The organism is Maledivibacter halophilus (genome assembly GCF_900167445.1).
GTDB classification, from domain to species: Bacteria; Bacillota; Clostridia; order Peptostreptococcales; family Caminicellaceae; genus Maledivibacter; species Maledivibacter halophilus.
Genome location: NZ_FUZT01000007.1, coordinates 141,110 through 166,567, shown reverse-complemented (window position 1 = coordinate 166,567; position 25,458 = coordinate 141,110). Strand labels below are relative to the sequence as shown.

28 protein-coding genes and 1 riboswitch are annotated in these 25,458 nt (G+C 32.9%); of the genes, 25 read left to right on the top strand and 3 right to left on the bottom strand.

From position 1 onward, the window contains the following. The first annotated feature begins 8 nt into the window (after window positions 1-8). The 6 genes from B5X81_RS14635 to B5X81_RS14610 are packed head-to-tail and all read left to right on the top strand — an operon-like array spanning window position 9 to window position 5,687. A complete protein-coding gene (locus B5X81_RS14635; RefSeq protein ID WP_079492718.1) occupies window positions 9-398 on the top strand; it encodes a 4Fe-4S dicluster domain-containing protein in 390 nt (129 codons plus the stop codon). A gap of 28 nt (window positions 399-426) precedes the next feature. After that, entirely contained in the window at window positions 427-2,403 is a 1,977-nt protein-coding gene (locus B5X81_RS14630; RefSeq protein ID WP_079492716.1) for a CoB--CoM heterodisulfide reductase iron-sulfur subunit A family protein, read from the top strand. Next, window positions 2,400-2,834, top strand: coding sequence for a hydrogenase iron-sulfur subunit (locus tag B5X81_RS14625; RefSeq protein ID WP_330397389.1), 435 nt, complete (start codon window positions 2,400-2,402; stop codon window positions 2,832-2,834). The genes B5X81_RS14630 and B5X81_RS14625 overlap by 4 nt, the downstream gene beginning before the upstream one ends. Beyond that, window positions 2,822-3,823, top strand: coding sequence for a 4Fe-4S binding protein (locus tag B5X81_RS14620; protein WP_079492715.1), 1,002 nt, complete (start codon window positions 2,822-2,824; stop codon window positions 3,821-3,823). Before B5X81_RS14625 ends, B5X81_RS14620 begins: the two co-directional genes overlap by 13 nt. Then, window positions 3,824-4,876, top strand: a complete 1,053-nt coding sequence (locus tag B5X81_RS14615) for a 4Fe-4S dicluster domain-containing protein (RefSeq protein WP_079492713.1) — start codon at window positions 3,824-3,826, stop codon at window positions 4,874-4,876. Beyond that, window positions 4,866-5,687 carry an FAD/NAD(P)-binding protein gene (locus B5X81_RS14610; RefSeq protein WP_079492712.1) on the top strand — a complete coding sequence of 274 codons (822 nt, stop codon included), beginning with the start codon at window positions 4,866-4,868 and terminating at the stop codon, window positions 5,685-5,687. Before B5X81_RS14615 ends, B5X81_RS14610 begins: the two co-directional genes overlap by 11 nt. 84 nt (window positions 5,688-5,771) lie before the next feature. On the opposite strand, the gene B5X81_RS14605 is transcribed toward B5X81_RS14610, so the two are convergent. Further along, a complete protein-coding gene (locus B5X81_RS14605) occupies window positions 5,772-6,137 on the bottom strand; it encodes a hypothetical protein (RefSeq protein WP_079492710.1) in 366 nt (121 codons plus the stop codon). Between the two features lie 302 nt (window positions 6,138-6,439). On the opposite strand from B5X81_RS14605, the gene B5X81_RS14600 reads away from it, so the two are divergent. From B5X81_RS14600 to B5X81_RS14580, 5 genes are all read left to right on the top strand, one after another. Further along, window positions 6,440-6,619: a CopG family transcriptional regulator gene (locus B5X81_RS14600; RefSeq protein ID WP_079492709.1), complete on the top strand. Its 180-nt coding sequence runs from the start codon at window positions 6,440-6,442 to the stop codon at window positions 6,617-6,619. Window positions 6,620-6,741: 122 nt separating this feature from the next. Further along, window positions 6,742-7,032: a hypothetical protein gene (locus B5X81_RS14595; RefSeq protein ID WP_079492707.1), complete on the top strand. Its 291-nt coding sequence runs from the start codon at window positions 6,742-6,744 to the stop codon at window positions 7,030-7,032. Between the two features lie 225 nt (window positions 7,033-7,257). Next, window positions 7,258-7,881: a TetR/AcrR family transcriptional regulator gene (locus B5X81_RS14590; protein WP_244282118.1), complete on the top strand. Its 624-nt coding sequence runs from the start codon at window positions 7,258-7,260 to the stop codon at window positions 7,879-7,881. A 160-nt stretch (window positions 7,882-8,041) separates the two neighbouring features. After that, on the top strand, window positions 8,042-8,755 hold the full coding sequence (locus tag B5X81_RS14585) for an L-2-amino-thiazoline-4-carboxylic acid hydrolase (RefSeq protein ID WP_079492704.1): 714 nt from the start codon (window positions 8,042-8,044) through the stop codon (window positions 8,753-8,755). An 85-nt stretch (window positions 8,756-8,840) separates the two neighbouring features. Further along, window positions 8,841-10,112 carry a hypothetical protein gene (locus tag B5X81_RS14580; protein ID WP_079492703.1) on the top strand — a complete coding sequence of 424 codons (1,272 nt, stop codon included), beginning with the start codon at window positions 8,841-8,843 and terminating at the stop codon, window positions 10,110-10,112. A 100-nt stretch (window positions 10,113-10,212) separates the two neighbouring features. Here the strand turns inward: B5X81_RS14580 and B5X81_RS14575 are convergent, their stop codons facing one another. Beyond that, entirely contained in the window at window positions 10,213-10,767 is a 555-nt protein-coding gene (locus tag B5X81_RS14575; protein ID WP_330397388.1) for a cupin domain-containing protein, read from the bottom strand. A 120-nt stretch (window positions 10,768-10,887) separates the two neighbouring features. Next, window positions 10,888-10,999, top strand: a riboswitch (TPP riboswitch). 85 nt (window positions 11,000-11,084) lie between these two features. Here B5X81_RS14575 and thiM point away from each other — a divergent pair. From thiM to thiD, 3 genes are all read left to right on the top strand, one after another. Further along, window positions 11,085-11,909, top strand: coding sequence for a hydroxyethylthiazole kinase (gene thiM / locus B5X81_RS14570; protein ID WP_079492936.1), 825 nt, complete (start codon window positions 11,085-11,087; stop codon window positions 11,907-11,909). Next, a complete protein-coding gene (gene thiE / locus B5X81_RS14565; protein WP_334293314.1) occupies window positions 11,887-12,531 on the top strand; it encodes a thiamine phosphate synthase in 645 nt (214 codons plus the stop codon). Before thiM ends, thiE begins: the two co-directional genes overlap by 23 nt. A 242-nt stretch (window positions 12,532-12,773) precedes the next feature. After that, the gene (thiD, locus tag B5X81_RS14560; RefSeq protein ID WP_079492700.1) at window positions 12,774-13,553 is read left to right on the top strand and encodes a bifunctional hydroxymethylpyrimidine kinase/phosphomethylpyrimidine kinase; all 780 of its coding nucleotides are present in this window, start codon (window positions 12,774-12,776) and stop codon (window positions 13,551-13,553) included. Window positions 13,554-13,634: 81 nt separating this feature from the next. Here thiD and B5X81_RS14555 read toward each other — a convergent pair whose 3' ends face one another. After that, the gene (locus tag B5X81_RS14555; protein WP_079492698.1) at window positions 13,635-14,132 is read right to left on the bottom strand and encodes a hypothetical protein; all 498 of its coding nucleotides are present in this window, start codon (window positions 14,130-14,132) and stop codon (window positions 13,635-13,637) included. A 301-nt stretch (window positions 14,133-14,433) separates the two neighbouring features. Here B5X81_RS14555 and B5X81_RS14550 point away from each other — a divergent pair, with 301 nt between their 5' ends. The 11 genes from B5X81_RS14550 to B5X81_RS14500 all read left to right on the top strand — a co-directional run bounded on the left by B5X81_RS14550 (window position 14,434) and on the right by B5X81_RS14500 (window position 25,444). Further along, window positions 14,434-14,937 carry a flavin reductase family protein gene (locus B5X81_RS14550; RefSeq protein ID WP_079492935.1) on the top strand — a complete coding sequence of 168 codons (504 nt, stop codon included), beginning with the start codon at window positions 14,434-14,436 and terminating at the stop codon, window positions 14,935-14,937. Between the two features lie 351 nt (window positions 14,938-15,288). Next, window positions 15,289-15,996 carry a Crp/Fnr family transcriptional regulator gene (locus B5X81_RS14545; protein ID WP_170917434.1) on the top strand — a complete coding sequence of 236 codons (708 nt, stop codon included), beginning with the start codon at window positions 15,289-15,291 and terminating at the stop codon, window positions 15,994-15,996. Window positions 15,997-16,227: 231 nt separating this feature from the next. Next, window positions 16,228-17,238: a BMP family lipoprotein gene (locus tag B5X81_RS14540; RefSeq protein ID WP_079492695.1), complete on the top strand. Its 1,011-nt coding sequence runs from the start codon at window positions 16,228-16,230 to the stop codon at window positions 17,236-17,238. Window positions 17,239-17,556: 318 nt separating this feature from the next. Next, complete coding sequence (locus B5X81_RS14535) at window positions 17,557-19,095, top strand: ABC transporter ATP-binding protein (RefSeq protein ID WP_079492694.1); 1,539 nt, start codon at window positions 17,557-17,559, stop codon at window positions 19,093-19,095. Further along, entirely contained in the window at window positions 19,088-20,173 is a 1,086-nt protein-coding gene (locus tag B5X81_RS14530) for an ABC transporter permease (protein WP_079492692.1), read from the top strand. The genes B5X81_RS14535 and B5X81_RS14530 overlap by 8 nt, the downstream gene beginning before the upstream one ends. Next, window positions 20,167-21,072 carry an ABC transporter permease gene (locus B5X81_RS14525; protein ID WP_170917433.1) on the top strand — a complete coding sequence of 302 codons (906 nt, stop codon included), beginning with the start codon at window positions 20,167-20,169 and terminating at the stop codon, window positions 21,070-21,072. Before B5X81_RS14530 ends, B5X81_RS14525 begins: the two co-directional genes overlap by 7 nt. Before the next feature lies 1 nt (window position 21,073). Continuing rightward, on the top strand, window positions 21,074-22,678 hold the full coding sequence (locus B5X81_RS14520; RefSeq protein WP_079492689.1) for a sulfatase family protein: 1,605 nt from the start codon (window positions 21,074-21,076) through the stop codon (window positions 22,676-22,678). 1 nt (window position 22,679) lies between these two features. After that, entirely contained in the window at window positions 22,680-23,396 is a 717-nt protein-coding gene (deoD, locus tag B5X81_RS14515) for a purine-nucleoside phosphorylase (RefSeq protein ID WP_079492688.1), read from the top strand. 128 nt (window positions 23,397-23,524) lie between these two features. Continuing rightward, window positions 23,525-24,349: a purine-nucleoside phosphorylase gene (locus B5X81_RS14510; protein ID WP_330397387.1), complete on the top strand. Its 825-nt coding sequence runs from the start codon at window positions 23,525-23,527 to the stop codon at window positions 24,347-24,349. A 19-nt stretch (window positions 24,350-24,368) separates the two neighbouring features. After that, complete coding sequence (locus B5X81_RS14505) at window positions 24,369-24,824, top strand: nucleoside deaminase (protein WP_079492686.1); 456 nt, start codon at window positions 24,369-24,371, stop codon at window positions 24,822-24,824. A gap of 8 nt (window positions 24,825-24,832) precedes the next feature. Further along, window positions 24,833-25,444, top strand: a complete 612-nt coding sequence (locus B5X81_RS14500; RefSeq protein ID WP_079492685.1) for a YczE/YyaS/YitT family protein — start codon at window positions 24,833-24,835, stop codon at window positions 25,442-25,444. The last annotated feature ends 14 nt before the right edge of the window (window positions 25,445-25,458 follow it).

Genomic DNA, 25,458 nt, shown 5'->3' with positions numbered 1-25,458 from the left:
TAAGCCTTATGCGTTTTCCTCAAAGAACAGCCAGTGATAGGGAAAGGGAAGAACTTATGGATATTATACAAAAGGATGTAAAGGACTGCTATCAATGTATGAAATGCAGCTCTGGCTGTCCCTTTATTGAAGAAATGGATTATAAACCCCATCAAATGATAAAGCTTATAAAGCTGGGTTTATTTGAAAAGGTACTTAAAAGTGAAAGCCTTTGGATTTGTGCTTCCTGTATGGCCTGTTCTAGCCGATGTCCTAGAGATATTGAGCCGGCTAAGGTTTTTGAAGGCCTTCGAGTTATGATGCTGCGGGAAAAGGACCAAAGCAAAGTACAATTAATTCATAAAAGAGGAGTCCCAAGACAGGCCCTTATTGCTTCAATGCGAAAATTCAGACGATAGAGGCATCTTAGAAAAGGGGAGGTAAACAATGAGAATTGGAGTCTTTATATGCTGGTGTGGAAGTAATATTAAGAATACAGTAGATGTAGAGCGGGTGGCAGAAGAAATGAAGAAAATACCCTATGTTGTCTGCTCCCATGATATACAATACCTGTGTTCAGAAGTAGGTCAATCAGAGATTAAAGGGGCCATTGATAAGTATAATCTGGATCGTGTTGTCATTGGTTCTTGTTCACCTAGAATGCATGAATCCACATTTCAGCAGCTTATGATAAATAAAGGGCTAAACCCTTATTATGTAGAAATAGCAAATATTAGAGAACAATGTTCCTGGGTACATACCGATAAAGAAAAGGCAACGATAAAGGCTATAGATCTGGTTAAAAAGGCCATAGCTAAAACACAATATGCCATACCACTTCATTCTGATGAGCTTGGCATTACAAAACGAGCACTGGTTATAGGTGGAGGAATTGCAGGAATTCAGGCTGCCCTTGATATTGCTGATGCCGGGTATCCTGTGGATTTAGTCGAAAAGGAATCCTCCATCGGCGGTAAGATGGCTCAGTTTGATAAAACCTTTCCAACATTGGATTGTTCAGCCTGTATATTAACACCTAAGATGGTGGAAGCTGCCTCCCATAAAAATATTACACTTCATACCTATTCTGAAGTTGAAGAGGTTTCTGGATATGTGGGCAACTTCAATGTGACTATCAGAAAGAAAGCGACCAGTGTAAATATGGATATTTGCAACGGATGTGGCGATTGTACCAGTAAATGTCCTAAAAAAGTTGATAATGAGTTTGATCAAGGCCAAAGCAAAAGAAAGGCAATCCATACCCTATTTCCCCAGGCAGTTCCAAATAAGCCGGTAATAGACCGTGATAATTGTATATATTTTCAAACGGGAAAATGTGGTCTTTGTAAAACTGTTTGTACTAAGGGTGCCATTGATTATGAAATGGAGGATGAAATCATTGAGAGGGAATATGGAGCCATTATTGTGGCCACTGGCTTTGATTTAAATAGACCCTATCATCTGGGAGAATACAATTATGGAAACCACCCGGATGTTATAACCAGCCTAGATATAGAAAGAATGCTTAATGCTTCTGGGCCTACCGGTGGTAAAATCCTTAGACCTTCTAATGGTAAAGAGCCTAAACGTATAGTTTTTATACAATGTGTGGGGTCAAGGGATAGACATGATGGAAATCCATATTGCTCTAAGGTTTGCTGTCTTTACACTGCAAAGCATTCACTGCTACTAAGCGAAAAGTTTCCCAATATAGAAAAATACATCTTTTATATTGATGTTCGAGCTGCTGGAAAAAATTATGAAGAATTTTATGAAAGGGCCCGCAGGCAGGGAGCAAACTATTTAAGAGGTCAGGTGTCAAAGGTTGAAGGATTAGGGGATGAGGAAAATCGTCTACTTGTTCGAGGCTTTGATGGATCCTTAGGAGAGCAGGTGGAAATTGAAGCAGATTTAGTTGTTCTTGCTACCAGTATTGAACCTAAAAAGGATGCAAAGAAAATTGGAAGTATGCTTGGTATTTCCTCGGATGTAAATGGCTTTTTTACTGAAGCCCATGCTAAGCTTCGACCCTTTGAGACTCAAGCCCAGGGAGTGTTTTTGGCAGGAGTTTGCCAGGGACCTAAGGATATTCCCGAATCTGTAACCCAGGCCAGTGGTGCAGCTGCTAAAGCTATTATTATGTTCAATAAGGGAAAGGTAAAAAGCGTTCCTACTACTGCCATAGTAAACAAGGAACTTTGCAGCGGCTGTATGCAGTGTAAACCTGTATGTCCCTATGAAGCTATCAGCCAAGAATATGTTACAGAAAGGGTTGGCGGCAAAACCATTAAAAGACCAGTTGCTTCAATAAATAGGGCATTGTGCCAGGGCTGTGGAGCTTGCGCTGGATTATGCCGAAGTGGTGCAATGGATATTGGAGGCTTTACCAGCAGACAACTTTTAGCGGAGGTGGATAGCATATGATGCAAGAAGGTTTTGAGCCTAAAATTATAGCATTTTGTTGTAACTGGTGCAGCTATGCTGGGGCTGATTTGGCTGGAACCGGTCGGCTGAAATATCCTGAAAATATAAGGATAATACGGGTTCCCTGTTCTAGTAGAGTAGATGTATCCTTAATACTAAGGGCCTTTCAAAATGGTGCCGACGGTGTTATGATTGCAGGCTGCCATCCAGGAGATTGTCATTATGATACGGGTAATTACCATACAAGAAAACGAATGGTATTATTAAGAAGTCTTATGGAGTTTATGGGCCTTGATCCTGAACGCTTATTAGTAAAATGGATATCAGGAAATGAAGGGGATCGCTTTAAAATTACTGTAGAGGAGTTTACTCAAAGGCTTAAACAAATGGGAGTTTATGATAAAGTGAGGGATCTCAGATGTTCAAGATGACAGAAAAGCTGCAAGAAATAGCTATTAAATTATTGGAAAATAAAGAGGTAGATATGGTACTAGGCTACACAAAGGGTAAGGGTACCTTTGAATTTATCCCCTATATTGCCACATCTCCCCATGAAGCTAAAAATTTAATATTTGATGCCTTCAGTGAAAAGGCCCTTTCTAAATATTTGCTTCAAGATGGTTTTCAAAATAAAAAGACAGCCCTTGTGGTTAAGGGCTGTGATCATAGGGCAATTAAGCTTATGCTTGGAGAAAGCCGTATTCAAAGAGATCAAATCTATCTTATAGGTGTTCAGTGTTCTGGTATGATTAAAAAAGACCAACTTAAAAAGGAAATCGGCCAAGAACTTGGTGAAATCCAGCTGGAATTTAATACTGATTTTTTAGAGGTAAAGAATAAAGAAAGAAAGAAAAAAGTCAAATATGAGAAGATTCTATCTCCCTTTTGCCTCAGCTGTAAGTATTCTACACCACCAAAGGAAGAGGTAGATGTTCTCATTACAGGAGATAATATACCAAAGGTCATAGAAGAAAAAAAACTGACACTAAAAGAATGTTTTACAGATATTGATGAAATTGAGAAAATGTCAAGGAAAGAAAGATTTGAATTTTGGAAGAGGCAGCTGAATCGCTGTAAACGCTGCTATAGCTGTAGGAATGCATGTCCTGTTTGTACATGTCGGGTATGTATTTTTGATAGAGAAAATCCGGATTATATAGATGCAGATAAAAGTGAGCTGGCACAACACCAGTTCTACCATATAATAAGGGCTTTTCATGTATCCGACCGATGTGTTGGATGTGGTGAGTGCTCAAGGGTATGTCCAGAGAATATTCCTCTACATCTTTTAAATCAGAAATTAAAAGGAGATCTTCATGAATTTTACGGTTCCTATGAAGCTGGCATTGATCAACTGCCAACTCCTTTATCAAGTGCTAAGGCTGACGAGCCAAACTTTTTTGAAAAGGAGGGTAAATAAATGGGATTAATTATTAAAACAAATGAGTTTTCCAATTTGATATCTGCCCTTAGTCAGCTGAAATCTAAATACAATATTTTTTGTCCTAAGCTTGAAGATGAGGTAGAACATTATCGTCCTCTAGATCGAGTGAATCCTAAGGAAGTAGAAATTGTAGAAGAGATTACTTTTCAAAGCAAGCCCCCACTAGGTTCTATAAAATCCTTTTTATTTCCCGACTCAGAAACTTATATCAAATTTTCTAGAAGGGGAGATAAATTAGAAATTGAAGAACCAGAAAAGATGATGCCACAAATTATTTTAGGGGTTAAAGCCTGTGATGTAAGAAGTCTAGAATTAATTGATAAAGTTTTTTTAGCGGATCCAGTGGATACCTTATATAGGGAAAAGAGAGACAAAACAGTGATTATTGCAGCTATCTGTACTGAAATAGGAGAAAACTGCAGCTGTGAAGACTTTGGCATATGTCCTACTGAACCTTCTGCCGACATTTTGATGTATAAGGATAATAAAAAAGAAATTTATTTAAAATCTAATAGTAAAAAGGGTGAAAAACTGTTAGAACAGCTGATGGAAATCGGAGATTTTAAGACTTCAGAAATCTTTCCAGTGCCTGCAGGGAATGGGGAAAAGAAACTTGAAGAAAGACTTTCACCAGAAGAAATCCAAAAAAGAATGGATGAATTCTTTGATTCTCCACTATGGGATAATCTGGGAATGCTGTGTTTAGGCTGTGGTACCTGTACTTATTATTGTCCTACTTGCCACTGCTATGATATTCGTGATTTTAATCGAAAAGATCAGGGTGTTCGTTATCGCACATGGGATTCCTGTATGTTCTCAAACTTTACCAATATGGCAGGGGACCATAACCCTAGACCTACAAAAAAAGATCGTATTAAAAATCGATTTTATCATAAACTAAATTATTTTGTAAAAAAACATGGAGAGCTGTCATGTGTAGGCTGTGGTCGATGTGCTGAGCTCTGCCCCGTGGGAATATCAATAAACACTGTAATCAAAAAGATTGGAGGAAAATCCGATGAAGCATAATCCTTTAATACCTATGGGTGGGAAGATAATAAATATTATTACTGAAAGCAGTGATGTTAAAACCTTTCAAATAAAGCCCGAAAAACCCTTAAATCAAATACCCGGTCAATGTGCCATGATATCCCTTTTGGGAATTGGAGAGGCACTTTTTTCCATTACTTCTCCTCCAGGCTGTGACTATCTGGAATTTAGTATAAAAAGGGTAGGAAAGCTTACAGAGGCTCTCCATCAGCTGGATGCAGGGGCTGAAGTAGGTATTCGCGGTCCCTATGGTAATGGTTTTCCAGTAGAAGATCTAAAGGGAAAAAATCTTCTATTTATAGGAGGGGGAATTGGTTTAGCTCCCCTAAGATCATTAGTTCAATATGCCCTAGACCATAGAGAGGAATATCCAAACAAATTTCAACTTGTCTATGGGGCCCGGTCTGTAGATGACTTGATTTTTGAAAGGGATATTTTTGAAAGCTGGCCTAAAGAGAAGGAGTTTGAGATGAATTTGTCAGTGGACGTAGAAAATCCTAATTGGAAGGGCTTTGTAGGATTTGTTCCCCAATATCTAGAAGAATTAAGACCCGATCCTAAAGAGACTATGGCTATTATATGTGGCCCTCCAATTATGATTAAATTTACTTTGCAAACCTTAGAAAAATTAGGCTTTGATCCTAAGCAGATTATTACTACATTGGAATACAAAATGAAATGCGGAATAGGTAAATGTGGCCGTTGCAATCTAGATGAACACTATGTTTGCAAAGATGGTCCAGTGTTTTATTTATCTGAGCTTAAAAAGATTAAGAATGATTTTTGTTAGGAGAAATTCATTATAAAGATAATAAAACACCTTCTAGTTAAGTAAAATAAGCTTAAGAGAAGGTGTTTTTCACTTTATATTGATCTATTCTATTACAAGCTCTAAATCCTCAGATTCATCATTTTTATACTGCTTTGATATTTCAAGACGATCTAATAATTTTTTCTTTTCTTCTTTTAATTCTTCGCGGCTGTATTTTTTATACATATCAAAAAATATTTTATATCGGTTTTTAATTGACTTATCCTTTGGAGGAAAAACGATACTGTTTCTATTAATAGTATTTCCTTCTAACTCATTTCTTGCAATTTGATCATCAATTTCTGCTAGTTCAAGGCACAATAGCTTATATTCCTTTATAGGTATTTTAGGCATATTGTTTTTATATAAAAATGCTGCCATACCTAATCCTGCCAATGTAATAGTTATTATCGTTTTTTTATTCTTCATAAATAACCCTCCTCTTTTTAATTGAGCAAATTGCATAATTACCTTATGTAAAAACTATCTAATATATATAGTTTAAAAATCTCCAAAGACATACCATATATATTATGCAATTGTGCCAAGTTAGAATTATGCAATTTCCTTAATTATTATTATAAAAATATCTTTTAACAATTCTTTATTATAACATTAATTTAAAGGATTTTTAAATTTTTTGGTAATGAATAGTTGATAAGTTCTATTGACAAATGACCCCACATAAGTTAATATAATATTGTACCCACAAAATGGAGGTGGAAAGATAAGTGGCGAACAAAAAAATAGGTCGTCCTACTAATGCACCAAAGAATAAAACAATAAAATTTAGAATTGATGATGAAACAGATAAAAAACTTAGGTATTGTAGTGATGAACTAAATATAAGTAAGTCAGAGGTTTTGAGAAAAGGTGTTCATAAAGTATATGATGACCTAGATAAACAATAAGAGCTTTGACCGCCCAGAAAAGCATGCCAAAACTCTTATTGCTTCCGCTATCAATAGCAGCGGTAAATCTATTATACCCTGTTTGAGATGGTAATTCAAGAAATTATCATAAGGAGGGAATTATGTCGAATAGATATATAGAATCTTTGAAAGTTTTATTTTGTGATATTCATGAAGATGTAATAAAAAATTTACGTTCTACTAATAAAGAGTATAGTGAATTAGTAAGAAATAAAATAGAAGAAAGTACTAAAATTCAAGAGATATTAAAGTCACTTAATGATGAAGATAGATCATTTATTTTGAAAAATAAGGATTGTATAGGAAGAATTGAATGGATAGAAAGAGAAACCCTTTATTTACAAGGATATAGAGATTGCATCAAACTTTTGAATATTCTTGAGCTTATATGACAGTTACATGAGGAAATTGCATAATTTTAACTTGGGGAAGTTGTATAATATATGTGATATGTCTTTGCTGAAGGTAATTATGCAATTTGCTCACATAACAAAATATTATTCATCACTTAAATAACAATGAATATCAATATCATATTGACAGGATAAAATACAGAGAGTATAATAACGGTGTTACGTAACGCTGTTATTATACTAAAGGGAGAATACATAGTGACTATGGGTAAGGCTAATTCAAAAGAAGAAATATTAAAATGTGCTAAAAAGGAATTCTTAAAAAAAGGATATAAAGATGCTTCTTTAAGGAAGATTAGTAAAATGGCAGGTGTAACAACAGGAGCCTTTTATGCTCATTTTTCAGATAAAAACCAATTATTTGAAACCTTAGTTGCTCCTGCCTTTAAAGAGTCTTGTAATATGCAAGTAAATATGATGGGCCAATATTATGATTTGTTATATAGTGGACATATAAATCAACAGGCAATAAGGTCAATTTCTCATACTAATATGAAGGAATATATTAACTATGTATATAAATATATAGATGAATTTAAACTGATTTTGATGTCCTCAGAAGGAACAAGTTATGCAAACTTTATCGAAGACATGGTGAGCTGGAGTGTTGAAGAGGGAATCCGATATTTTGCTGAGCTTAAGAATCAGGGGATAAAGGTAAATTATATTTCCAAGAAAGAACTTCACATCCTGTCACATATTCACTTTTCAGCTATTTATGAGGTCGTCAAGCATGATATGTCTAAAGAAGAAGCTTTTGAATACTTAGGTACAATTACTAAATTTTTTGTGGCTGGTTGGAATTCGGTTTTGGGTATTGAACTATAGAGAGTTAAAATTCGTAATACTTTAGAGCTAGATATCTATAGATATTCCAGTAAAACAGTTAATTTATACATCTCAAAAATCCTTAGAAACGCTGGATATTTTGATACGTATAAATTAAGTTTTACTATGGGAAATCTATATAAATAAGAGGAGGGGGAATATGGGGAAAAAATTTACAGCGACCCATCATGCTTTACTATTTGCATGGATTTCAAAGGCCGTTATTGAAGCAGTAGGTGAGAGAACAGGAGAACCTATTATGCGCAGAGCAGTTATTAGATACGCCATGCAAAGAGGAAGAAGAATGGCTTTAAGAGCCGAGGCAAATGGACATGAGCTTACTATGGATAATTATATGGCTTATTCTGAGTGGAAGGCTCCAAAGGAAGAGATGGAACAAAAATTAGTACAGAAAAGCCCAAATGCAGCTATGCATGTTTTTAAATGCCCATGGCATACGGCTTGGAAAGAAAATAACCTAATGGCTTATGGACGATATTTTTGTATGGAGGTTGATAAAGCTCTAGTCAAGGGTTTTAATAAAGATTTGCGGATTGATGTTAATTCAACCCAGCCAAATGATGGAACCCACTGCGACTTTGTTTTTTACGATGCACAATTGAAAGGTAAGAAGATGGCTGTTTTGATCTATAAAAAATTAATTCGTCCAGGTAAAAATGCTGTTATGTCATGGGAATATCATTGTGGACATCTTTATAAAACAATAGGTGAAGTACTTATTGAAGAACTAGGTGAAAGGGCACTTAGTATGTTAGATAAGGCCATGGAGGATTTTTCTGATAGGTATGGAGATGACAGTGTAAAGATGGTAAAAAGTTACATGGATACTAATTTTAATCAATTACCTTCATAGGCAGCAGGAGAAATTAGTATTCAAACACATATTTAAAGCCCTTACATATAATAATTATAAAGTAAAAAATAAAGAGGGATATAATATGTGGAATAATAGGGGTTTGCTAGATGTAATAAAATCATTTCTACCACCTTTTTCAAAGCTTATTATACTGGAAGCGCCGATAAAAAGGCCGGCAGTAATGATGGCAGATTTAGATGGGGATGGTGTATTAGAATTAATTGGTGTATATAATTGGCAAGGAGAAAACTATATTATTGTTTTAAAATACTATTTGGGAGCTTGGTATGTGGCAGATATAATTAAAGGAAAGGGCTATAATATAACCTATTTTAATGTGGCACCAATTACTGGTAAAAATAAAAATAATCTAGTAATAGGCTGGCAGGTTGCATCAATATGGTCAGATCTTAGTATGTATGAATGGACGGACATGGGATTAATGGATTTAATTGAAGGCAATAAATATTACAGCATGATTGAAGTAAAAGATATTGAAAGCAAGCAGGGAAAAGATGGTATATATGAACTAGCCCTATGGATTCATGATACTGGAGATGCCTATAAGGTGGAGATATACAGATGGTCAGATGATAAATTTGTATTGGCGTCAGATGTATATCCCTATTATTATGAAAAGGTGGTCAATTATTATAAAGAACTTTTAAAAGAAAATGATTCATCGACCTATTGGTATTATTTGGCAGATGCTCAAATGAAAACAGGTAATACCCAGGAGGCATTGCAGTCTATTGATAGGTCTTTAGCCTTTGAATATCCCTATCCATCTAGAGAAGAACTAATGGATTTAAGGAGAGATATTTGTGAGTACATTCCATTTCAAAATGAAGATGGAATAGATTTTTCAGATGTAGAATATATTTGCTCCGAAACAGAAAGAGACATAAAGCTTGAAAAGGCTTTAATAAAGGAATTTGAATTAGAAGAAAATGAATATAATATAAGATATTATTATAATAAAGTGGATCTTAATGAAGACGGAAGTCCTGAAGTATTTGTTTATCTTGTAGGATTCCCTCTCTGTGGCACTGGTGGGTGTAGTGCTGCTATTTTTAAACAGGAGGAGGGTGAATATAATTTGCTAGCAAGATTTAGCCTTGTAAATAATCCTGTTATTATAAGCGATAGTAAAACCAAAGGATATAGAGATATTATCATGTATGTTTCAGGAGGGGGCATAGAAAGTTTTTTTGCATTGATTAAATACGATGGTATGGCATACCCCAGTAATCCATCAATACAACCTAAGGTAGAGCCCGGTACGAAAGTAAGAGGCATCGCTATTGTTGCAGATGATATTTCTAAAAATCCTGGTATAACACTTGAAGATTAAATAACAATATAGAAAAAGGATCCCTAGTCCTAGAGGTGCTAAGGATCCTTTATCCTTTTCACAATATTTATATGAGAATTTGCTGCTGTGTTTTAGTATCCTAATGACCATAGCTTTCTTCAGCAGCTTCAGCATCTGCCTTTGTTCTATGAACTGTACCATATGGATGCTGAGGTGGTGCATAAATAGAGTATAATTTAATTGGCTTATCTCCTGTATTAATTAAATTGTGCCATGTACCGGCAGGTATAATTATGGCAAAATCATCATAAACTCTTCTCTGAAATTCCAGCTGGTCCTTTCGATTACCCATTTTAACAATTCCCTCACCTTCTTCAATACGTAGAAACTGATCGAGGTTAGGATGAATCTCTAAACCTATATCTTCTCCTACATCTATGCTCATTAAGGTAAGCTGTAAATGATCTCCTGTCCATAAGGCGGTACGGAAATTATTATTTTGTTTGGTAGCCTCTTCAATATTAATTACAAAGGGCTTAGGTCCATAATCTTTTAATCTAATAAACTGTCTTTCAAAGCCTGAGTTATAAATTGGTGACCAGTAGGGATATGGATATGTTCCATAAATATTATACATATTAATGGGGTAAGGATATTGTCTATAAATATTATACATGCTTTTCATTCCTTTCATAGGCTTTATAATATAATATGCTCCACCCTTCAAGAAGGTGCTTTAAATTACACAAGTTTTATGTTTCAGAGGGGATATAACTTGACTAATTTTGTTAAAAAATATATAATTTAGATGTAAATTAATATATAGGGGAGCTTGTGTAATCAGGCTGAGAAGATATCTAATACGATGAAAACCCTTATACCTGATCTGGGTAATGCCAGCGTAGGAAAATGACTAATGTATATTTAAAGCGCGTTACCAATTTAGGTGACACGTTTTTTTATTCCAAGCCATTTCCGTCAGGTAAATATTACCATAAAGGAGATGTAGATATGTTTGAAAAAATATTAAAAAATCTAAAATCAAATCCACCACTTGTACATAATATAACAAATTATGTAACTGTAAATGACTGTGCAAATGTCATTTTAGCAGCTGGGGCTTCACCCCTTATGGCAGATGACATAAATGAGGTGGAAGATATTGTGTCCATTAGTAATGTTTTATACATTAACGTAGGTACCCTCAATGCAAGAACAGTAGAAGCCATGGTTAAAGCAGGAAAGAAGGCTAATGAATTAGACTTGCCGGTAATACTAGATCCCGTTGGTGTTGGAGCTTCAAAGTTGAGAAATGAGTCAGTAGAAAAGTTAATTAATGAAATAGATTTTTCTGTTATTAAAGGAAATATGTCTGAAATAAAGGCTTTATATACAAATGCAAAAAATACAGGTGGAGTAGATGTTCAGGAAGATGATCTCATTAATGATGAAAATATAGAAGAATCTATTAATTTTATAAAAAAAGTTTCTGGGAAATTTAATTGTACAATTGCAGCCACAGGAGTTATTGATATTGTGACAGATAGTGAAAGGGTATCTTTAATACGTAATGGAAATGATATGATGTCAAAAATTACAGGGACAGGCTGTATGGCAGGTAGCTTAGTGGCCACATATTGTGGTTCAAATAAGAATGAAATTTTTGATGCCACAGTTATGGCAATTACAGTAATGGGATTAAGTGGGGAGAAGGCATATAGAAAAATAGTGGAAAAGTCAGAGGGAACAGGTAGTTTTAGAACCTATTTAATTGATGCTGTAAGCTTAATGGATTTTAAGGCTTTAAAGGAAGGTGCTAAAATTGAAAGTAGATAATAAATCTTTGCTCCTTTATCTTGTAACAGACCGCAGTTGGTTAAGAGAGGAAAGCCTAATTTCCCAGGTTGAAAAATGTTTAATTAATGGAGTAACTTTTTTACAATTAAGGGAAAAGAATTTAGACGATGATAGCTTTTTAAAATTGGCTGTAGAAATGAAGGAATTATCACGTCGTTACAATGTACCCTTTGTAATTAACGATAATATAGATATTGCTTTAAAAAGTAATGCTGATGGAGTTCATATAGGACAAGATGATATGCCAATAGAAGAAGCTAAAAAAATTATTGGAGGGGATAAAATACTGGGTGTTTCAGTAGGAACAGTTGATGAGGCAATACTTGCAGAAAAACTTGGAGCAGATTATTTAGGTGTTGGAGCAATTTTTTCTACTAGTACAAAAAAAGACGCCAGAAATATTTCATATGAAGCTTTAAAAGAAATTTGTGAGTCAGTAAGCATTCCTGTGGTAGCTATTGGGGGAATTAATAAAGATAATATTGAGGAGCTTAGGGGCAGTGGAATAGATGGAGTTGCAGTTATATCAGCTATTCTTGCTGAGAAGGATATAGCTAAGGCGGCAAATGAACTTAAGGATATATGCAATAAAATTTTTTGATATAATTTGAATTTTAATATATGAGCAAATTGCATAATTACCTTTCCAAAAAACTAACTACTACATATTGTTTTAAAATGTCTTAAGCTATACCATCGAAATATATTTAATTCTAAATAATTAAGTTAAGGATAATATTCGCATATGCAATTTTGACAAGTTAGAATTATGTAATTTCCTCATATATGATTTTCTCAAATATATTTTTATTAAACTAAAATCAATACAATAGAGGTGTTTAAATGAAAAAGGTATTAACTATAGCAGGTTCAGACTGTAGTGGTGGAGCTGGTATTCAAGCAGATTTAAAAACCATAATGGCTCACAAATGTTATGGAATGAGTGTTATAACTGCATTAACAGCTCAAAATACAACTGGGGTTTATGGAATAGAAAATTGTTCAGCAGATTTTGTAAAAAATCAAATGGATTGTGTATTTACAGATATCTTTCCCGATGCTGTTAAGATAGGCATGGTTTCTTCAATTGAGATTATCAAAGCTATTGCAGAAAAGCTTAGGGAATATAATCCTAAAAATATTGTTATTGATCCAGTAATGGTTTCAACTTCTGGAAATAAGCTTCTTAAAGATGATGCTATAAATACCCTGTTAAATAAATTAATACCTTTGGCAGCGGTTATTACTCCTAATCTTTCTGAAGCTGAAATACTATGTGGATTTGAAATAAATAGTAAAGAAGATATGCATAGGGCAGCTAGAAAAATATCTAAGAATTATCATGGACATATTTTAATTAAGGGTGGACATCTTGAAGAGGATGCTAATGATTTACTGTTTTTCGATGGTAAAATCCATTGGTTTGAAGAAAAGAAAATTAATAATTCTAATACTCATGGAACTGGATGTACTCTTTCTTCTGCTATTGCCAGCAACCTTGCATTGGGATATAGCGTAAGAGAAAGCATACAAAATAGTAAAGATTATATAACTGGAGCATTAAAAGAAAATCTAAATCTTGGTCGTGGAAATGGACCGTTGGATCATTGTTATAGAATGTAGTAAAGAACACTCAATCTTTCTAAAGATTGAGTGTTGCTTGTATTCTTAAATATAGTTTATTTATCACTTATCTTTGATCCACTATGTTTTCGGACACATAACAATAATTTTATAAGGTGTAGTTTGGGCTGGAATACTCCTTGTAGTTGGACCGTATATGACGATTAAATTACGATTTTTAGGACTTTTAGTAAAGATTTGACCATTTTCCAGTACTATCTGAGTAGATGGAGCAATATTTAATTTTAATGTACCATCGCTGCTTACTAGCTTTTCATTAAAATAGTCGACTTTAATATTTTGCCCTGGTATAATTTTTGACATAGCAATTGCTCGAAACTGTGGTGGAAAAATTAAAGGTACAGGAGCATTCATATCATAAAATCCAATTACTACATCTCCTACTACCATCATTGTATTATATACAAAATAAGTAGTTGGTGTTATTATAAAGTTTACGATATTCCCATCAATTTTCTGTACAGTCATTATTTTATAGCATCCTAATGATTCTTCAGAGCCTGAATTAAAATCGTCAATTCTAGTAATAATTCCGTAAAAGGAACCGAAAGTTGTCATTTTTATTCCTCCATATTTATTTTAAGTTTTCCTATATATTATATGTGTGTTTTAAACTTCATGTGATTTAGTTTTGTTGGTTTATTACAAATCACAAAAATATTTTATTAAGTGGAAATGGTTCCAATATCATAATTTTGAAAATTTTTCCTATAAGTTTATTGGCAAATGCTATTTATAGTGATAAAATATTTATAGTTAGTTTTTGCAGAAGCTAATTATGGAATTTACTCAATTACTAACAGTAACCAATGTTAAAATAATGAAAATATTGGTTATATATTATGAAAGGATGTTTGAAATGAATAAAGTAGAAGTAAAGGATTTTAAAAGCTGCTTAAAGCCAATGCCAGATATTTTGGTTTCTTGTAAAGGAGAAAATGGAGAAGTTAATGCATTAGCTGTTGGATATGCTGGGAACTGTAGTTATGATCCTCCAATGGTTATGGTAGGAATTGTACCAAGTAGATATTCCTATCATATGATTAAAGAAACTGGTGAATTTGTTGTAAATCTTGTGCCAGAAAGCTTAAGAGAAAAATATGGGTATCTTGGCAGTAAAAGCAGAAGAGATGAGGATAAACTTGTTAAAGTTGATGTAAGCTATAAAGAGGGATTGAAGGTAAAAGCACCAATACTGTTAGATTGTCCTGTTAATATTGAATGTACAGTAGTTGATTCTATAATGACAGGCTCCCATGAAATGTTTATTGGAAAGGTTGAATACATACACGCTGATGAAAATTTACTAGATGACAATGGGAATATTGACTATTCCAAAATAAATTTATTAAAATTCAGATAAAAAATGAAATTTATATAGATTTCCAATAGTAAAACTTAATTTATACGTATCAAAATATCCAATGTTTCTAAGAATTTTAAGATGTATAAATTAACTGTTTTACTGGAATATCTATATTATGGAGACAGATTAAACTTTAATCTGTCTTTTTAAAAGTGCTTAATAATTGTAACATAAGTTGTTTTATTATGAATTCTATTATAAAATAATGCTAAGTCTATTATAGATGAACAATATTAAAATTCAAAATAAATTTTAAAGAAAGTAATGAACGCTTCTCCATTTTTTATTTGGAATTTAATAAACCTTGAAGTTGTTTATCTCTATTATCATTTGCTAAAGGAGAATAACATGGATATAAAACAATATATAAATGATAAGCCCTTCTTGAAAGAATTGTTTCAAGATTTTACAGAAACAGATATTGAAAAAATAGATGTGATGTACTATGCTAACGATATGATAATCATTAGGCGCAAGGCATCTTCTAATTATGTATATCTTATAATAAGTGGAATATGTGGTATCTTTAATGAGCTTGATAATGGAGAGCTTTCTTGTTATTATAAAATTTCTAGCTATGATGTAATCGGTCTTTCAGAAGTACTTGTTGAAAATGATGTAAGATATGCGAATATACAAACCCTTACTAATGTTGTAGCTTTAAAAATTAATAAGCTGGATTTAAAAAAATGGATGGTAAAATATCCCGATTTTTATAATAAAATTATGCATAATATTATAAATAGATTGCATGATACATTAAGAAGCCATATAGAATGCAAAAAATATTCTACACATATTAATGTAGTTTCATATTTGATTTATAGTTATAATTTATATAAGAAAATATATGGAAAAAACTATAAAGGAAATGTTAAAATAAATGAAACTAGAAATATGATAAGCGATTTCATAGGTATTTCTATTCGATCTACTAATAATAGTGTAGAGAGACTAAAGGATGAGAATTTAGTAACTGTAAAACTTGGAAAGATATATATCAATTATGAACAATATAAAAAACTTGTAGAATATAAAGAAAAAGCACTAATGTAATTTGTTTATATTAGAAATGTAAAGAAAATAGGCAATGGTTTTAAATGGTATTAAAAAGGTGATAGGGCTATGCTCTACACTTTTATTTTTTTGTAAAAATAAAGGTAGCACGAAATAATAAAAAAATATATAAATTTGTCGATATTATGCAAGATTTCCTATTTAATATTGTAGAAGTATGTTATCTTAAATGAGTAATTAAAAAATTAATATAAAAACTGGAGGGGAAATATGAAAAAATCATTAGTATTCATATCTTTTTTATTAGTAGGACTGTTAACGTTTTCAGGATGTGCTTCTGAAAAGAAAAATTCTGAAAATACTACAGGTAAAGAAACAATGAAAGCAGCCCTTATAACAGCAACAGGTGGATTAGGTGATAGATCATTTAACGATTCAGCCCATGAAGGATTTAAAAGGGCAAAAGAAGAATTAGGTGTAGAAATTAAAGTTATTGAGCCTCAGTCAACAGCTGATTATTTACAATCTCTTAAACTTGCAGCAAATGCTGACTATGATCTTATAATGGTTGTAGGTAATGACTGGGACGATGCACTTAATACTGTGGTACCTAATTATCCCGACAAGAAATTTGCAGCAGTTAATGTTAAGAGCGAGGCAGATAATCTTGCTGTAGCCCAATTTGCTGACCATGAAGGCAGCTTTGTTGTGGGAGCACTGGCTTCACTTATGAGTGAAAGTGGTACAGTAGGATTTATAGGTGGTATGGATGTTCCAGGTATAAATCGATTTGCTGTAGGCTTTGAAGAAGGAGCTAAATATGCTAATCCTGATATAAAAGTTATTCCTACCTATGTTGGGTCATTTGCCGATCCAAGTAAAGGTAAAGAGTTTGCTATACAATTAATAGGTGAAGGTTCAGATATTATATTCCAAGCTGCTGGTAAATCAGGCGAAGGTCTTTTTGAAGCCTTAAAGGAGAATGATGGAGTATATGGTATAGGTGTAGACCAAGACCAAGATTATATAGTAGAAGGAAAAGTACTTACTAGTATGATAAAAAATGTAGGTAATGCAGCCTATGATTTTATTAAACAAGCAAAGGAAGGAACATTTACTTCTGGTGTTAAAGTATACGGCTTAGCAGAAGAAGGTGTTGGCATGAGTGAAATGAAATATACTAAAGATATAATACCCGCCGATGTATTAGAAAAAGTAGAAGCTATTAGACAAGAAGTAATTGATGGAAAAGTCAAAGTTACAGATGTATTTGATAAATAATCGACTCTTTATTTTTAAATTGTTGTATTAAAAAATTCACCCTGTTCTATTAAAAGATATTGTTTTATAGAATGGGGTGCTACTAAATTATTAACATTAATATCAGATATATTATAGATAAACAACTTCAAAAGTTAATATATGCATAAGGCTGAGATTATATAAATGTCGCTTTTGTAATGAAAAGACTTGTAAGCCACTCCTTTTTATATAATTGCATCTTTTTTAAAGTTGAATTATGAAGTCGTTTATCTATATGTATGAAAAAATTGAAATTTATAGAATTATATAATTATAATACAAAAGGAGAAGTCAAGGATGAAATTAGCAGTGGAGATGTTGAATATATGTAAACAATATCCTGGTACTCTAGCTAATGACAATGTTTCTATCAAGATAAAACGAGGCTCTGTAGTAAGTCTAGTTGGAGAAAATGGTGCAGGTAAATCTACGCTAATGAATATATTATATGGTTTACAGAAACCTACCTCAGGAGTTATTAAAATAAATGAAGAGGAAGTTTCCTTTAACTCCAGTTTAGATGCCCTTAAAAAAAATATCGGTATGGTTCATCAGCACTTTATGCTGGTGGAGGAATTGTCGGTATTAGAAAATATTATTTTAGGCATGGAACCCGGTAAATCAATGTATATTGATTATGATAAGGCCAGGATTGAAATAGAAGAGTTAATGAAGGTAAATGGTATAGAAGTTCCTATCGATGAATTAATAGGAAATCTTCCAGTAGGCTTGCAGCAAAAAGTTGAGATTTTAAAGGTTTTGTATAGAGGTGCCGATATTTTAATTCTCGATGAGCCTACAGCTGTTCTGACACCCCAAGAAACCGATGAGCTGTTCAATAATATAGCAAGTCTTTCAAAACAAGGCAAGACAATTATATTCATTACCCATAAACTCGACGAAGTTATTCGAGTATCGGATTATATTATTGTAATGCGTAGGGGAAAAGTAGTAGCCGAGATGAATACAAAGGATACAGATAAATATAAGCTTGCAGAGCATATGGTGGGAAAAGAGCTTCCACCGGTACATGAAAGGAAAGAAAAAGACGGAAGTAAGGTTATGAAATTAGAAAATATAAGCGTAAAAGAAGATAATGGCCTATTTGCTTTAAAGAATATCAATCTTACTATTAAAGAAGGCGAAATAGTAGGTGTAGCAGGCATATCTGGAAATGGACAGCAGGAATTTGCACAGGTTATAGCAGGTCAACTTATTCCTGATATGGGTAAAGTGTTTTTTGAGAATGAAGACATTACTAATTTAAGGAGAACAGAGTGTCTTTTAAAGGGAATTAGTTATATACCTGCCGATAGGAAAAAGGAAGGCCTTTGTATGGAATGGTCGGTGGCACAAAATAGTTTTGCTGGATACCATATAATGCCTAAATTTCTTAAGAAAATATTAGGTTTTACCTTTATAGATGATAAGAAGGTAAATAAAAATGCTAAAGATATGATTAAGCAATTTGATATACGTACCCCAGGTCATAATTCCCTTGTAAGTGAACTTTCAGGAGGAAATCAGCAAAAAATAGTTATTGGTAGAGAGACAGTTGTAAATAAACCTAAATTACTGATAGCTGCTGAGCCCACTAGAGGTGTGGATATTGGTGCAATTAGTTTTATTCATAATTATATAATGGACTTAAGAAACAATGGAACAGCAGGAGTACTTATATCCTCCGACCTTGATGAAATTTTTGCTTTAAGTGATACAATTATAGTTCTTTTTGAAGGAGAAATTGTATGTAAGGTAAGGGCTGGTGAAACAACTAGAGAAGAACTAGGACTCTATATGGCGGGTTCTAAAAGGCAGGAGAGTGAATATGAATAAAAAACTAAAAACATTTTTAACTAATTTAGGAAAGCCTATTTTTGCTATAATTGTTTCTCTTTTTATAGGAGCATTGCTTATTATTCCTACTGGCACTTCTCCTATTGAAGCATATATGATACTTTTTAAAGGGGCCTTTGGCAGCTGGCAGGGCTTTAGTACAAGCCTAGCAAAGGCTACACCATTATTATTTACTGGTCTTGCAGCAGCCTATTCCTTTAGAGCAGGAGTATTCAATATAGGTATAGAAGGACAGCTTTATTTTGGCGCTATAGCATCTGCTTTAACAGGAGTTTATTTTGGGAATTTACCTCCAGCTGTTCTTATTCCAATTTGTATGATTGCAGCCATGGTTATTGGGATGGCTTGGGCATTTATTCCAGCTATTCTTAATGTAAAATTAAATATTAGTATATTTATTACCTGCATTATGTTAAATAATATAGCTCAGTTATTTTCGAATTATTTGGCAACATACCCATTTAAAGGAGAGCTTGCCATAGGAGCTACCTATAAGATAAGTGAAGGAGCTATGCTTCCTAAGCTGGCTGGAGCTATGAATGATTTAAATTTTGGATTTATTATAGCCATTATTCTTTCAATAATATTATATATATTATTATTTAAGACAAAATTTGGATATGAAAGTAGAGCAGCGGGAATTAGTAGAACCTTTTCAAGATATATTGGTATTGATGCAACTAAAAAAACAATTATAATAGTAATGATTAGTGGTGCTATAGCAGGACTGGCAGGGGCTGAACAAGTCATGGGAGTTAACTATAGATATATATCTGATTTTTCGCCGGGTTTAGGCTATACCGGTATTACTGTAGCCCTTTTAGCCAGAAATAATCCATTGGCTTGTATACTAACAGCAATATTTTTTGGGGCCCTTACTAATGGAGCTATTCAGATGGAAGTAATGACAAATATCTCTAGAGATTTAATATCTTCTGTGCAAGCAGTTATGATCGTATTTATTGCAGCAGATTTTGCATTTGATTATTTTAAAAAGAAGAAAAAAGCAGACAAAAATAAAACTGTGGGAAGTAAAAAGGAGGGTAAATTGTGTTAGATATAATAACAACAATTCTTGAAACTACACTGAGACTTTTGCCCTCTATACTTTTGGCTGGTTTTGGAGGCTTAATTACTCAGAGAATAAAATTAGTTAATTTAGGATTAGAAGGATTTATGCTTATTGGAGCTTTTGTTGCAGTAGCTGTAAGCTATTATACTAGTTCAGCTGCAATAGCACTTTTAGCAGCATGTGCTGTATGTGGGATTATGGGATTATTATTTGCCGTATTTAATCTTAAATATAAAGCTAACAATATCATAGTGTCAGTTGCTATAAATATGTTTGCTTTAGGAATAACTAAATATTTTTTAAACTTATTATTTGGAGTTAGGGGAGCATTTTCATCTCCTAAAATAGTAGGATTTCCAGTAATTCATTTACCATTTTTAGAGAATATACCTATTTTATCGGCTTTTGCAAATCAATCTATAATACTTTATGTGTCACTTTTAGTAGTGGCTGTAGTTCAAATTATTCTATTTAAAACAAAAATAGGTTTAAGAATAAGAGCTACAGGACCTAACCCAATGGCAGTAGAGACAGCTGGTGTAAGTGTTTTTAAATTAAAATGCTTAGTAGTATCAGTAAGTGGTATTTTATGCGGTGTAGGTGGAGCCTATTTGTCTTTAGGGCAACTTACTATGTTTACTGATAATATGACTAATGGAAGGGGTTTTGTTGCCATGGCTGCTTCCAATTTTGGTAATGCTATGCCTATAGGAACATTCTTTGGGGCTGCATTATTTGGTTTTACCGATGCGGTTACCATGAAGGCCCAATTATATGGCTTTCCACCACAGCTAATACAAATACTTCCCTATCTAGTAACAGTATTAACACTTATTGCTGTAGCGGTGTATAAAAAGAGAAAAAAGAAAGGGATGTCAAACTAAAATGAATCAGCAACCAAATATTTTATTAATTACAACCGATCAACAGCGATTTGACACAATATGTGCCGGTGGGTATGAGTATATGAATACTCCGAATTTAGATAGACTTGCAGAGGAAGGGTGTTTATTTACTAATGCCTATTCACCAAATCCTGCTTGTATACCTGCCAGACATAATATAATATCTGGACTTACGGCTAAATATCATGGCTTTGATGAGAACTATTTTGATAATAGCAGACAAATGCCCTATAATATTCCCACATTTCCAGAGCTTTTATCAAATGCAGGCTATGATACGGTAGCAATAGGAAAAATGCATTTTCAGCCTTGTAGAAGACATAATGGATTTAATAGAATGTATACAATGGAAGAAATTCCTGTATTCAGACAGGACGATGATTATGCAATGTATTTAAAAGAGAACAATTTAGGTCATTATAGAAGTGTCCATGGAGTAAGGCATTTATTATATATGCTTCCACAGCAATCATTTATACCTACAAAGCACCATGGAAGTACATGGGTGGCTAATAAAACCATTGATATCATTAAGGAGAATAGTAAGAAAAGACCATTTATGATATGGTCAAGCTTTATTCATCCCCATCCGCCCTTTGATGTTCCTAGTGAATGGGCTAATCTATATGATGATGTGGATTTGCCACAAGGGTATGAGAGTATTACTCCTATATCTCCTTTAGCAGAGGAAAATAAGCATATTGCTGATTATCCAAATAAAGACTATTTAAAGAGGGCAAAACAATTATATTGTAGTGCAATATCCTTTGTAGATTACAATATTGGAAGGATATTGGATTATTTAGAAAAGACAAATCAAATTGATAATACTTTGATAATATTTACCTCTGACCATGGAGAAATGCTAGGAGATAATGGTACTTATCAAAAATTTTTACCCTATGACTCTTCTTCTAAAGTTCCCTTTATAGTTCGATATCCAAAGTATATTAATCCAGGAACAAAAGATGAGTGTATGGTTGATTTAAATGATATATTCCCTACATTTTTAGATGCAGCTGAAGTTGATTATCCTGCTAATTATAAACTTCCAGGAGAAAGTATATTTTTAAAGGAAGGAATGAAGGATAGAAATTATCAGTACGTTGAGTATAATAAAGGCAATAAAAGATGGGTGAGCTTAAGAAATAAAAGATATAAATACAATTATTATTATGGCGGTGGAAAAGAAGAATTGTTTGATTTAGGAAATGATTCCAAGGAAAGAGTTAATCTACTATTTGACTGTAAAGATTCAAAGATTTTAGAAATAAAAGTCAGTTTGAGAAGAAAGCTTGTACAGTATGAAAAAACTTGGGGACTACCAGGATATGTGGTGGATGATGATTTTATTAAGTTAGATGAATATGTACCAGTTAAATACAGAGAAACTAATTTTCCATTCCACATTGATAATCTGTGTAAAGAAGATAAAGAGAAATTAATAGATTTAAATGATGAAATAAAAATGGCAATAAAGAATGAGGATGTTGTTAATTTAAAGGAATTGGATATAGAAACCTTTAAGAAATACGGAAAATTTACTGATAAGGATATAGAAGATTTATTATGCGAGGAGGAATAATATGTGTACACCAACTCCCCACAACGGAGCTAAAAAAGGAGATATAGCTAAGACGGTATTAATGTCTGGCGATCCATTAAGGGCAAAATATATAGCAGAAAAATACTTTGAAGATGTTGTTCAGTACAATACTATAAGAGGAATGTATGGTTATACTGGAAGATATAAAGGAGTAAGGGTTTCGGTACAAGGACATGGTATGGGAATACCTTCAATTGGTATCTATACCTATGAGCTATATAATTTTTATGATGTGAAAAATATTATTAGAATAGGTTCTGCAGGTGCATTAGATGAGAATCTAAAAATTGGTGATATTGTTGTTGGAATAGGTGCAAGCACCAATAGTAATTATGGAAAGCAGTATAAACTAGAAGGAACACTTTCTCATATAGCTTCTTACAGTATATTAAAAGAACTCACATCTACAGCTGATGATTTAAATATTCAATTAAATGTAGGAAATATTTTATCAGAAGATGTATTCTATGGTGATTTAGATACATTAAGAAATTGGGCAAGGATGGGAATCCTTGCAGTGGAGATGGAAGCTGCAGGTTTATATATGAATGCTGCTGCCGCAGGTAAAAATGCATTGTGTATGGTTACAATTTCCGATTGTCCCTTTACTGGGGAAGCGGCAAGTGCGGAATTTAGGCAAACAAAGTTTAATGATATGATGAAAATTGCCCTTGAAACAGCTATAAAGCTTAAATAAATTGATTATAGAGATTTAAGACTAATAAAAAGAAAAGAGAATGGCTTGTGGAATTTAGCAATAAAATTTAAAGCCTGCTTCTTTTCTTGATCTTTATTGGCGTACATCTATAGGAGAGGGGTTAAAATATGAAAAAAATGTATGATAAAATTATGGAGTCTGTGGAATATATAGAAAATAAAGTTGATTTAAATCCTAAAATAGGAATTATTCTTGGTTCAGGCTTAGGGAATTTAATTAATGGAATGGAAGATAAAAAATATATTAACTATAATGAAATTCCTAATTGTCCTCAAACAACAGTTGAGGGCCACGAGGGAAGGTTAGTATATGGAACAATAAATGGAGTAACTGTATTGGCTATGCAGGGGAGATTCCATTATTATGAGGGCTATACAATGAAAGAAGTAGTATATCCTGTATTTGTTATGAAGTATTTAGGTGTTGAAAAGCTTATAGTAACCAATTCCTGTGGAGGAATTAATACCAGCTTTAAACCAGGAACATTAATGATTATTAATGACTTTATTAACTTATTTGGAGATAATCCATTAATAGGAATTAATGATAAAAGGTTTGGTCCAAGATTTCCCGATATGACTGAGCCCTATAAATTAGATTTAATAGATAAAGCAAAGAAAACAGCTAATAAAATAGGTGTTGAATATACGGAAGGGGTTTATGCGGGCTTTATGGGTCCCTACTATGAAACAGCAGCAGAAATAAGATCCATTGGAGGACAAGGGGCCGATGCTGTGGGTATGTCTACAGTTCCTGAAACAATTGCTGCAAATTATTTAGGAATAGATGTATTAGGAATTTCATGTATTACAAATATGGCTACTGGAATACAAAAACAAAAACATTCCCATGAAAGAGTTGTAGAAATAGCTAATAAAGCATCAGAAGACTTTTGCAGCTGGGTAACAAAAATCATTGAGGAAATTGGTTAGATAAGGGGGATGATCTTAGATGTCTACGAGAGATGAATTTTTTATAAGAAAAACCATAGAACTAGCTATGAAATCTAGAGAGTGTGGCAATGAACCCTTTGGAGCAATTTTAGTAAAGGATGACAAAATAGTAATGAGTGGAGAAAATAAAATAAACACTTTTTGTGATCCTACCCACCATGCAGAAATTGGACTTATAAGAAAGTTTTGTGTGGAAAATAATATTTTTGACTTGAAAGATTATACATTATATACAAGTTGTGAGCCATGTGTAATGTGCTCAGGAGCCATGGTATGGGCTAATTTAGGTAAATTAGTATATAGTGTATCCCATGATCAACTAGCAGAAATAGCTGGAAGCAATATAATGATATCCTGCGAAGAAGTTTTTGAGAAAAGTCCTAACAAACCTAAGATTGTTGAAAGGCTATTAAATGATGAAGGTTTAAAAGTTTTTAAAGGATATAAATTTTAAAGGAGAGGTTGGTCATTTTAAAGAGATTACTAACTGTTTTTATTGGTGTATATTTTATAGGATTAGGTATAGCAATAGAAATAAAAGGGAATTTAGGAATTAATGCTTTAACACTTTTTTGTGAAGGTCTTGGGAAAAAAATTAATGTATCCCTGGGAACTGCTTCTATTATGTTATTGACAATTATTCCTCTAATACTTTTTTTTATAGATAAAAGGAGAATAGGAATAGGAACCTTTGTAAACGGAATAGTAACAGGTTTTTTAATAGATTTTCACAGTAGACTTTTTTCATATTTTACTGTGGATAGTATATTAATAAGATTTATATTAATGTTATCAGGTGTTATTATTACTGGAATCGGAATAGGAATATATATAAATGCCCAATTAGGAGAAGCCGGAATTGATGCGATAATGGTATTGCTAGCTGATCGATTAAAAACACAAATTAAATATGTACGTATTGTAATTGATATAGTTTTAGTAATATTAGGATTCTTAATGGGTGGAAGTCTTGGAATTTCTACCTTTGTATCAATGGTTTTATATGGTGTTGTAATAGATAAAACTCTATCTGCTATTCATAATATTAAAACTAAATCAAAAGTATCAGTGTAAAAAATATTACCCCC

Bases quoted from the DNA above. Each gene is read 5' to 3' on its own strand.
- B5X81_RS14635 (WP_079492718.1), top strand. From the start codon at position 9: ATGCGTTTTCCTCAAAGAACAGCCAGTGATAGGGAAAGGGAAGAACTT.
- B5X81_RS14630 (WP_079492716.1), top strand. From the start codon at position 427: ATGAGAATTGGAGTCTTTATATGCTGGTGTGGAAGTAATATTAAGAAT.
- B5X81_RS14625 (WP_330397389.1), top strand. From the start codon at position 2,400: ATGATGCAAGAAGGTTTTGAGCCTAAAATTATAGCATTTTGTTGTAAC.
- B5X81_RS14620 (WP_079492715.1), top strand. From the start codon at position 2,822: ATGTTCAAGATGACAGAAAAGCTGCAAGAAATAGCTATTAAATTATTG.
- B5X81_RS14615 (WP_079492713.1), top strand. From the start codon at position 3,824: ATGGGATTAATTATTAAAACAAATGAGTTTTCCAATTTGATATCTGCC.
- B5X81_RS14610 (WP_079492712.1), top strand. From the start codon at position 4,866: ATGAAGCATAATCCTTTAATACCTATGGGTGGGAAGATAATAAATATT.
- B5X81_RS14605 (WP_079492710.1), bottom strand. From the start codon at position 6,137: ATGAAGAATAAAAAAACGATAATAACTATTACATTGGCAGGATTAGGT.
- B5X81_RS14595 (WP_079492707.1), top strand. From the start codon at position 6,742: ATGTCGAATAGATATATAGAATCTTTGAAAGTTTTATTTTGTGATATT.
- B5X81_RS14590 (WP_244282118.1), top strand. From the start codon at position 7,258: ATGGGTAAGGCTAATTCAAAAGAAGAAATATTAAAATGTGCTAAAAAG.
- B5X81_RS14585 (WP_079492704.1), top strand. From the start codon at position 8,042: ATGGGGAAAAAATTTACAGCGACCCATCATGCTTTACTATTTGCATGG.
- B5X81_RS14580 (WP_079492703.1), top strand. From the start codon at position 8,841: ATGTGGAATAATAGGGGTTTGCTAGATGTAATAAAATCATTTCTACCA.
- B5X81_RS14575 (WP_330397388.1), bottom strand. From the start codon at position 10,767: ATGAAAGGAATGAAAAGCATGTATAATATTTATAGACAATATCCTTAC.
- thiM (WP_079492936.1), top strand. From the start codon at position 11,085: ATGTTTGAAAAAATATTAAAAAATCTAAAATCAAATCCACCACTTGTA.
- thiD (WP_079492700.1), top strand. From the start codon at position 12,774: ATGAAAAAGGTATTAACTATAGCAGGTTCAGACTGTAGTGGTGGAGCT.
- B5X81_RS14555 (WP_079492698.1), bottom strand. From the start codon at position 14,132: ATGACAACTTTCGGTTCCTTTTACGGAATTATTACTAGAATTGACGAT.
- B5X81_RS14550 (WP_079492935.1), top strand. From the start codon at position 14,434: ATGAATAAAGTAGAAGTAAAGGATTTTAAAAGCTGCTTAAAGCCAATG.
- B5X81_RS14545 (WP_170917434.1), top strand. From the start codon at position 15,289: ATGGATATAAAACAATATATAAATGATAAGCCCTTCTTGAAAGAATTG.
- B5X81_RS14540 (WP_079492695.1), top strand. From the start codon at position 16,228: ATGAAAAAATCATTAGTATTCATATCTTTTTTATTAGTAGGACTGTTA.
- B5X81_RS14535 (WP_079492694.1), top strand. From the start codon at position 17,557: ATGAAATTAGCAGTGGAGATGTTGAATATATGTAAACAATATCCTGGT.
- B5X81_RS14530 (WP_079492692.1), top strand. From the start codon at position 19,088: ATGAATAAAAAACTAAAAACATTTTTAACTAATTTAGGAAAGCCTATT.
- B5X81_RS14520 (WP_079492689.1), top strand. From the start codon at position 21,074: ATGAATCAGCAACCAAATATTTTATTAATTACAACCGATCAACAGCGA.
- deoD (WP_079492688.1), top strand. From the start codon at position 22,680: ATGTGTACACCAACTCCCCACAACGGAGCTAAAAAAGGAGATATAGCT.
- B5X81_RS14510 (WP_330397387.1), top strand. From the start codon at position 23,525: ATGAAAAAAATGTATGATAAAATTATGGAGTCTGTGGAATATATAGAA.
- B5X81_RS14505 (WP_079492686.1), top strand. From the start codon at position 24,369: ATGTCTACGAGAGATGAATTTTTTATAAGAAAAACCATAGAACTAGCT.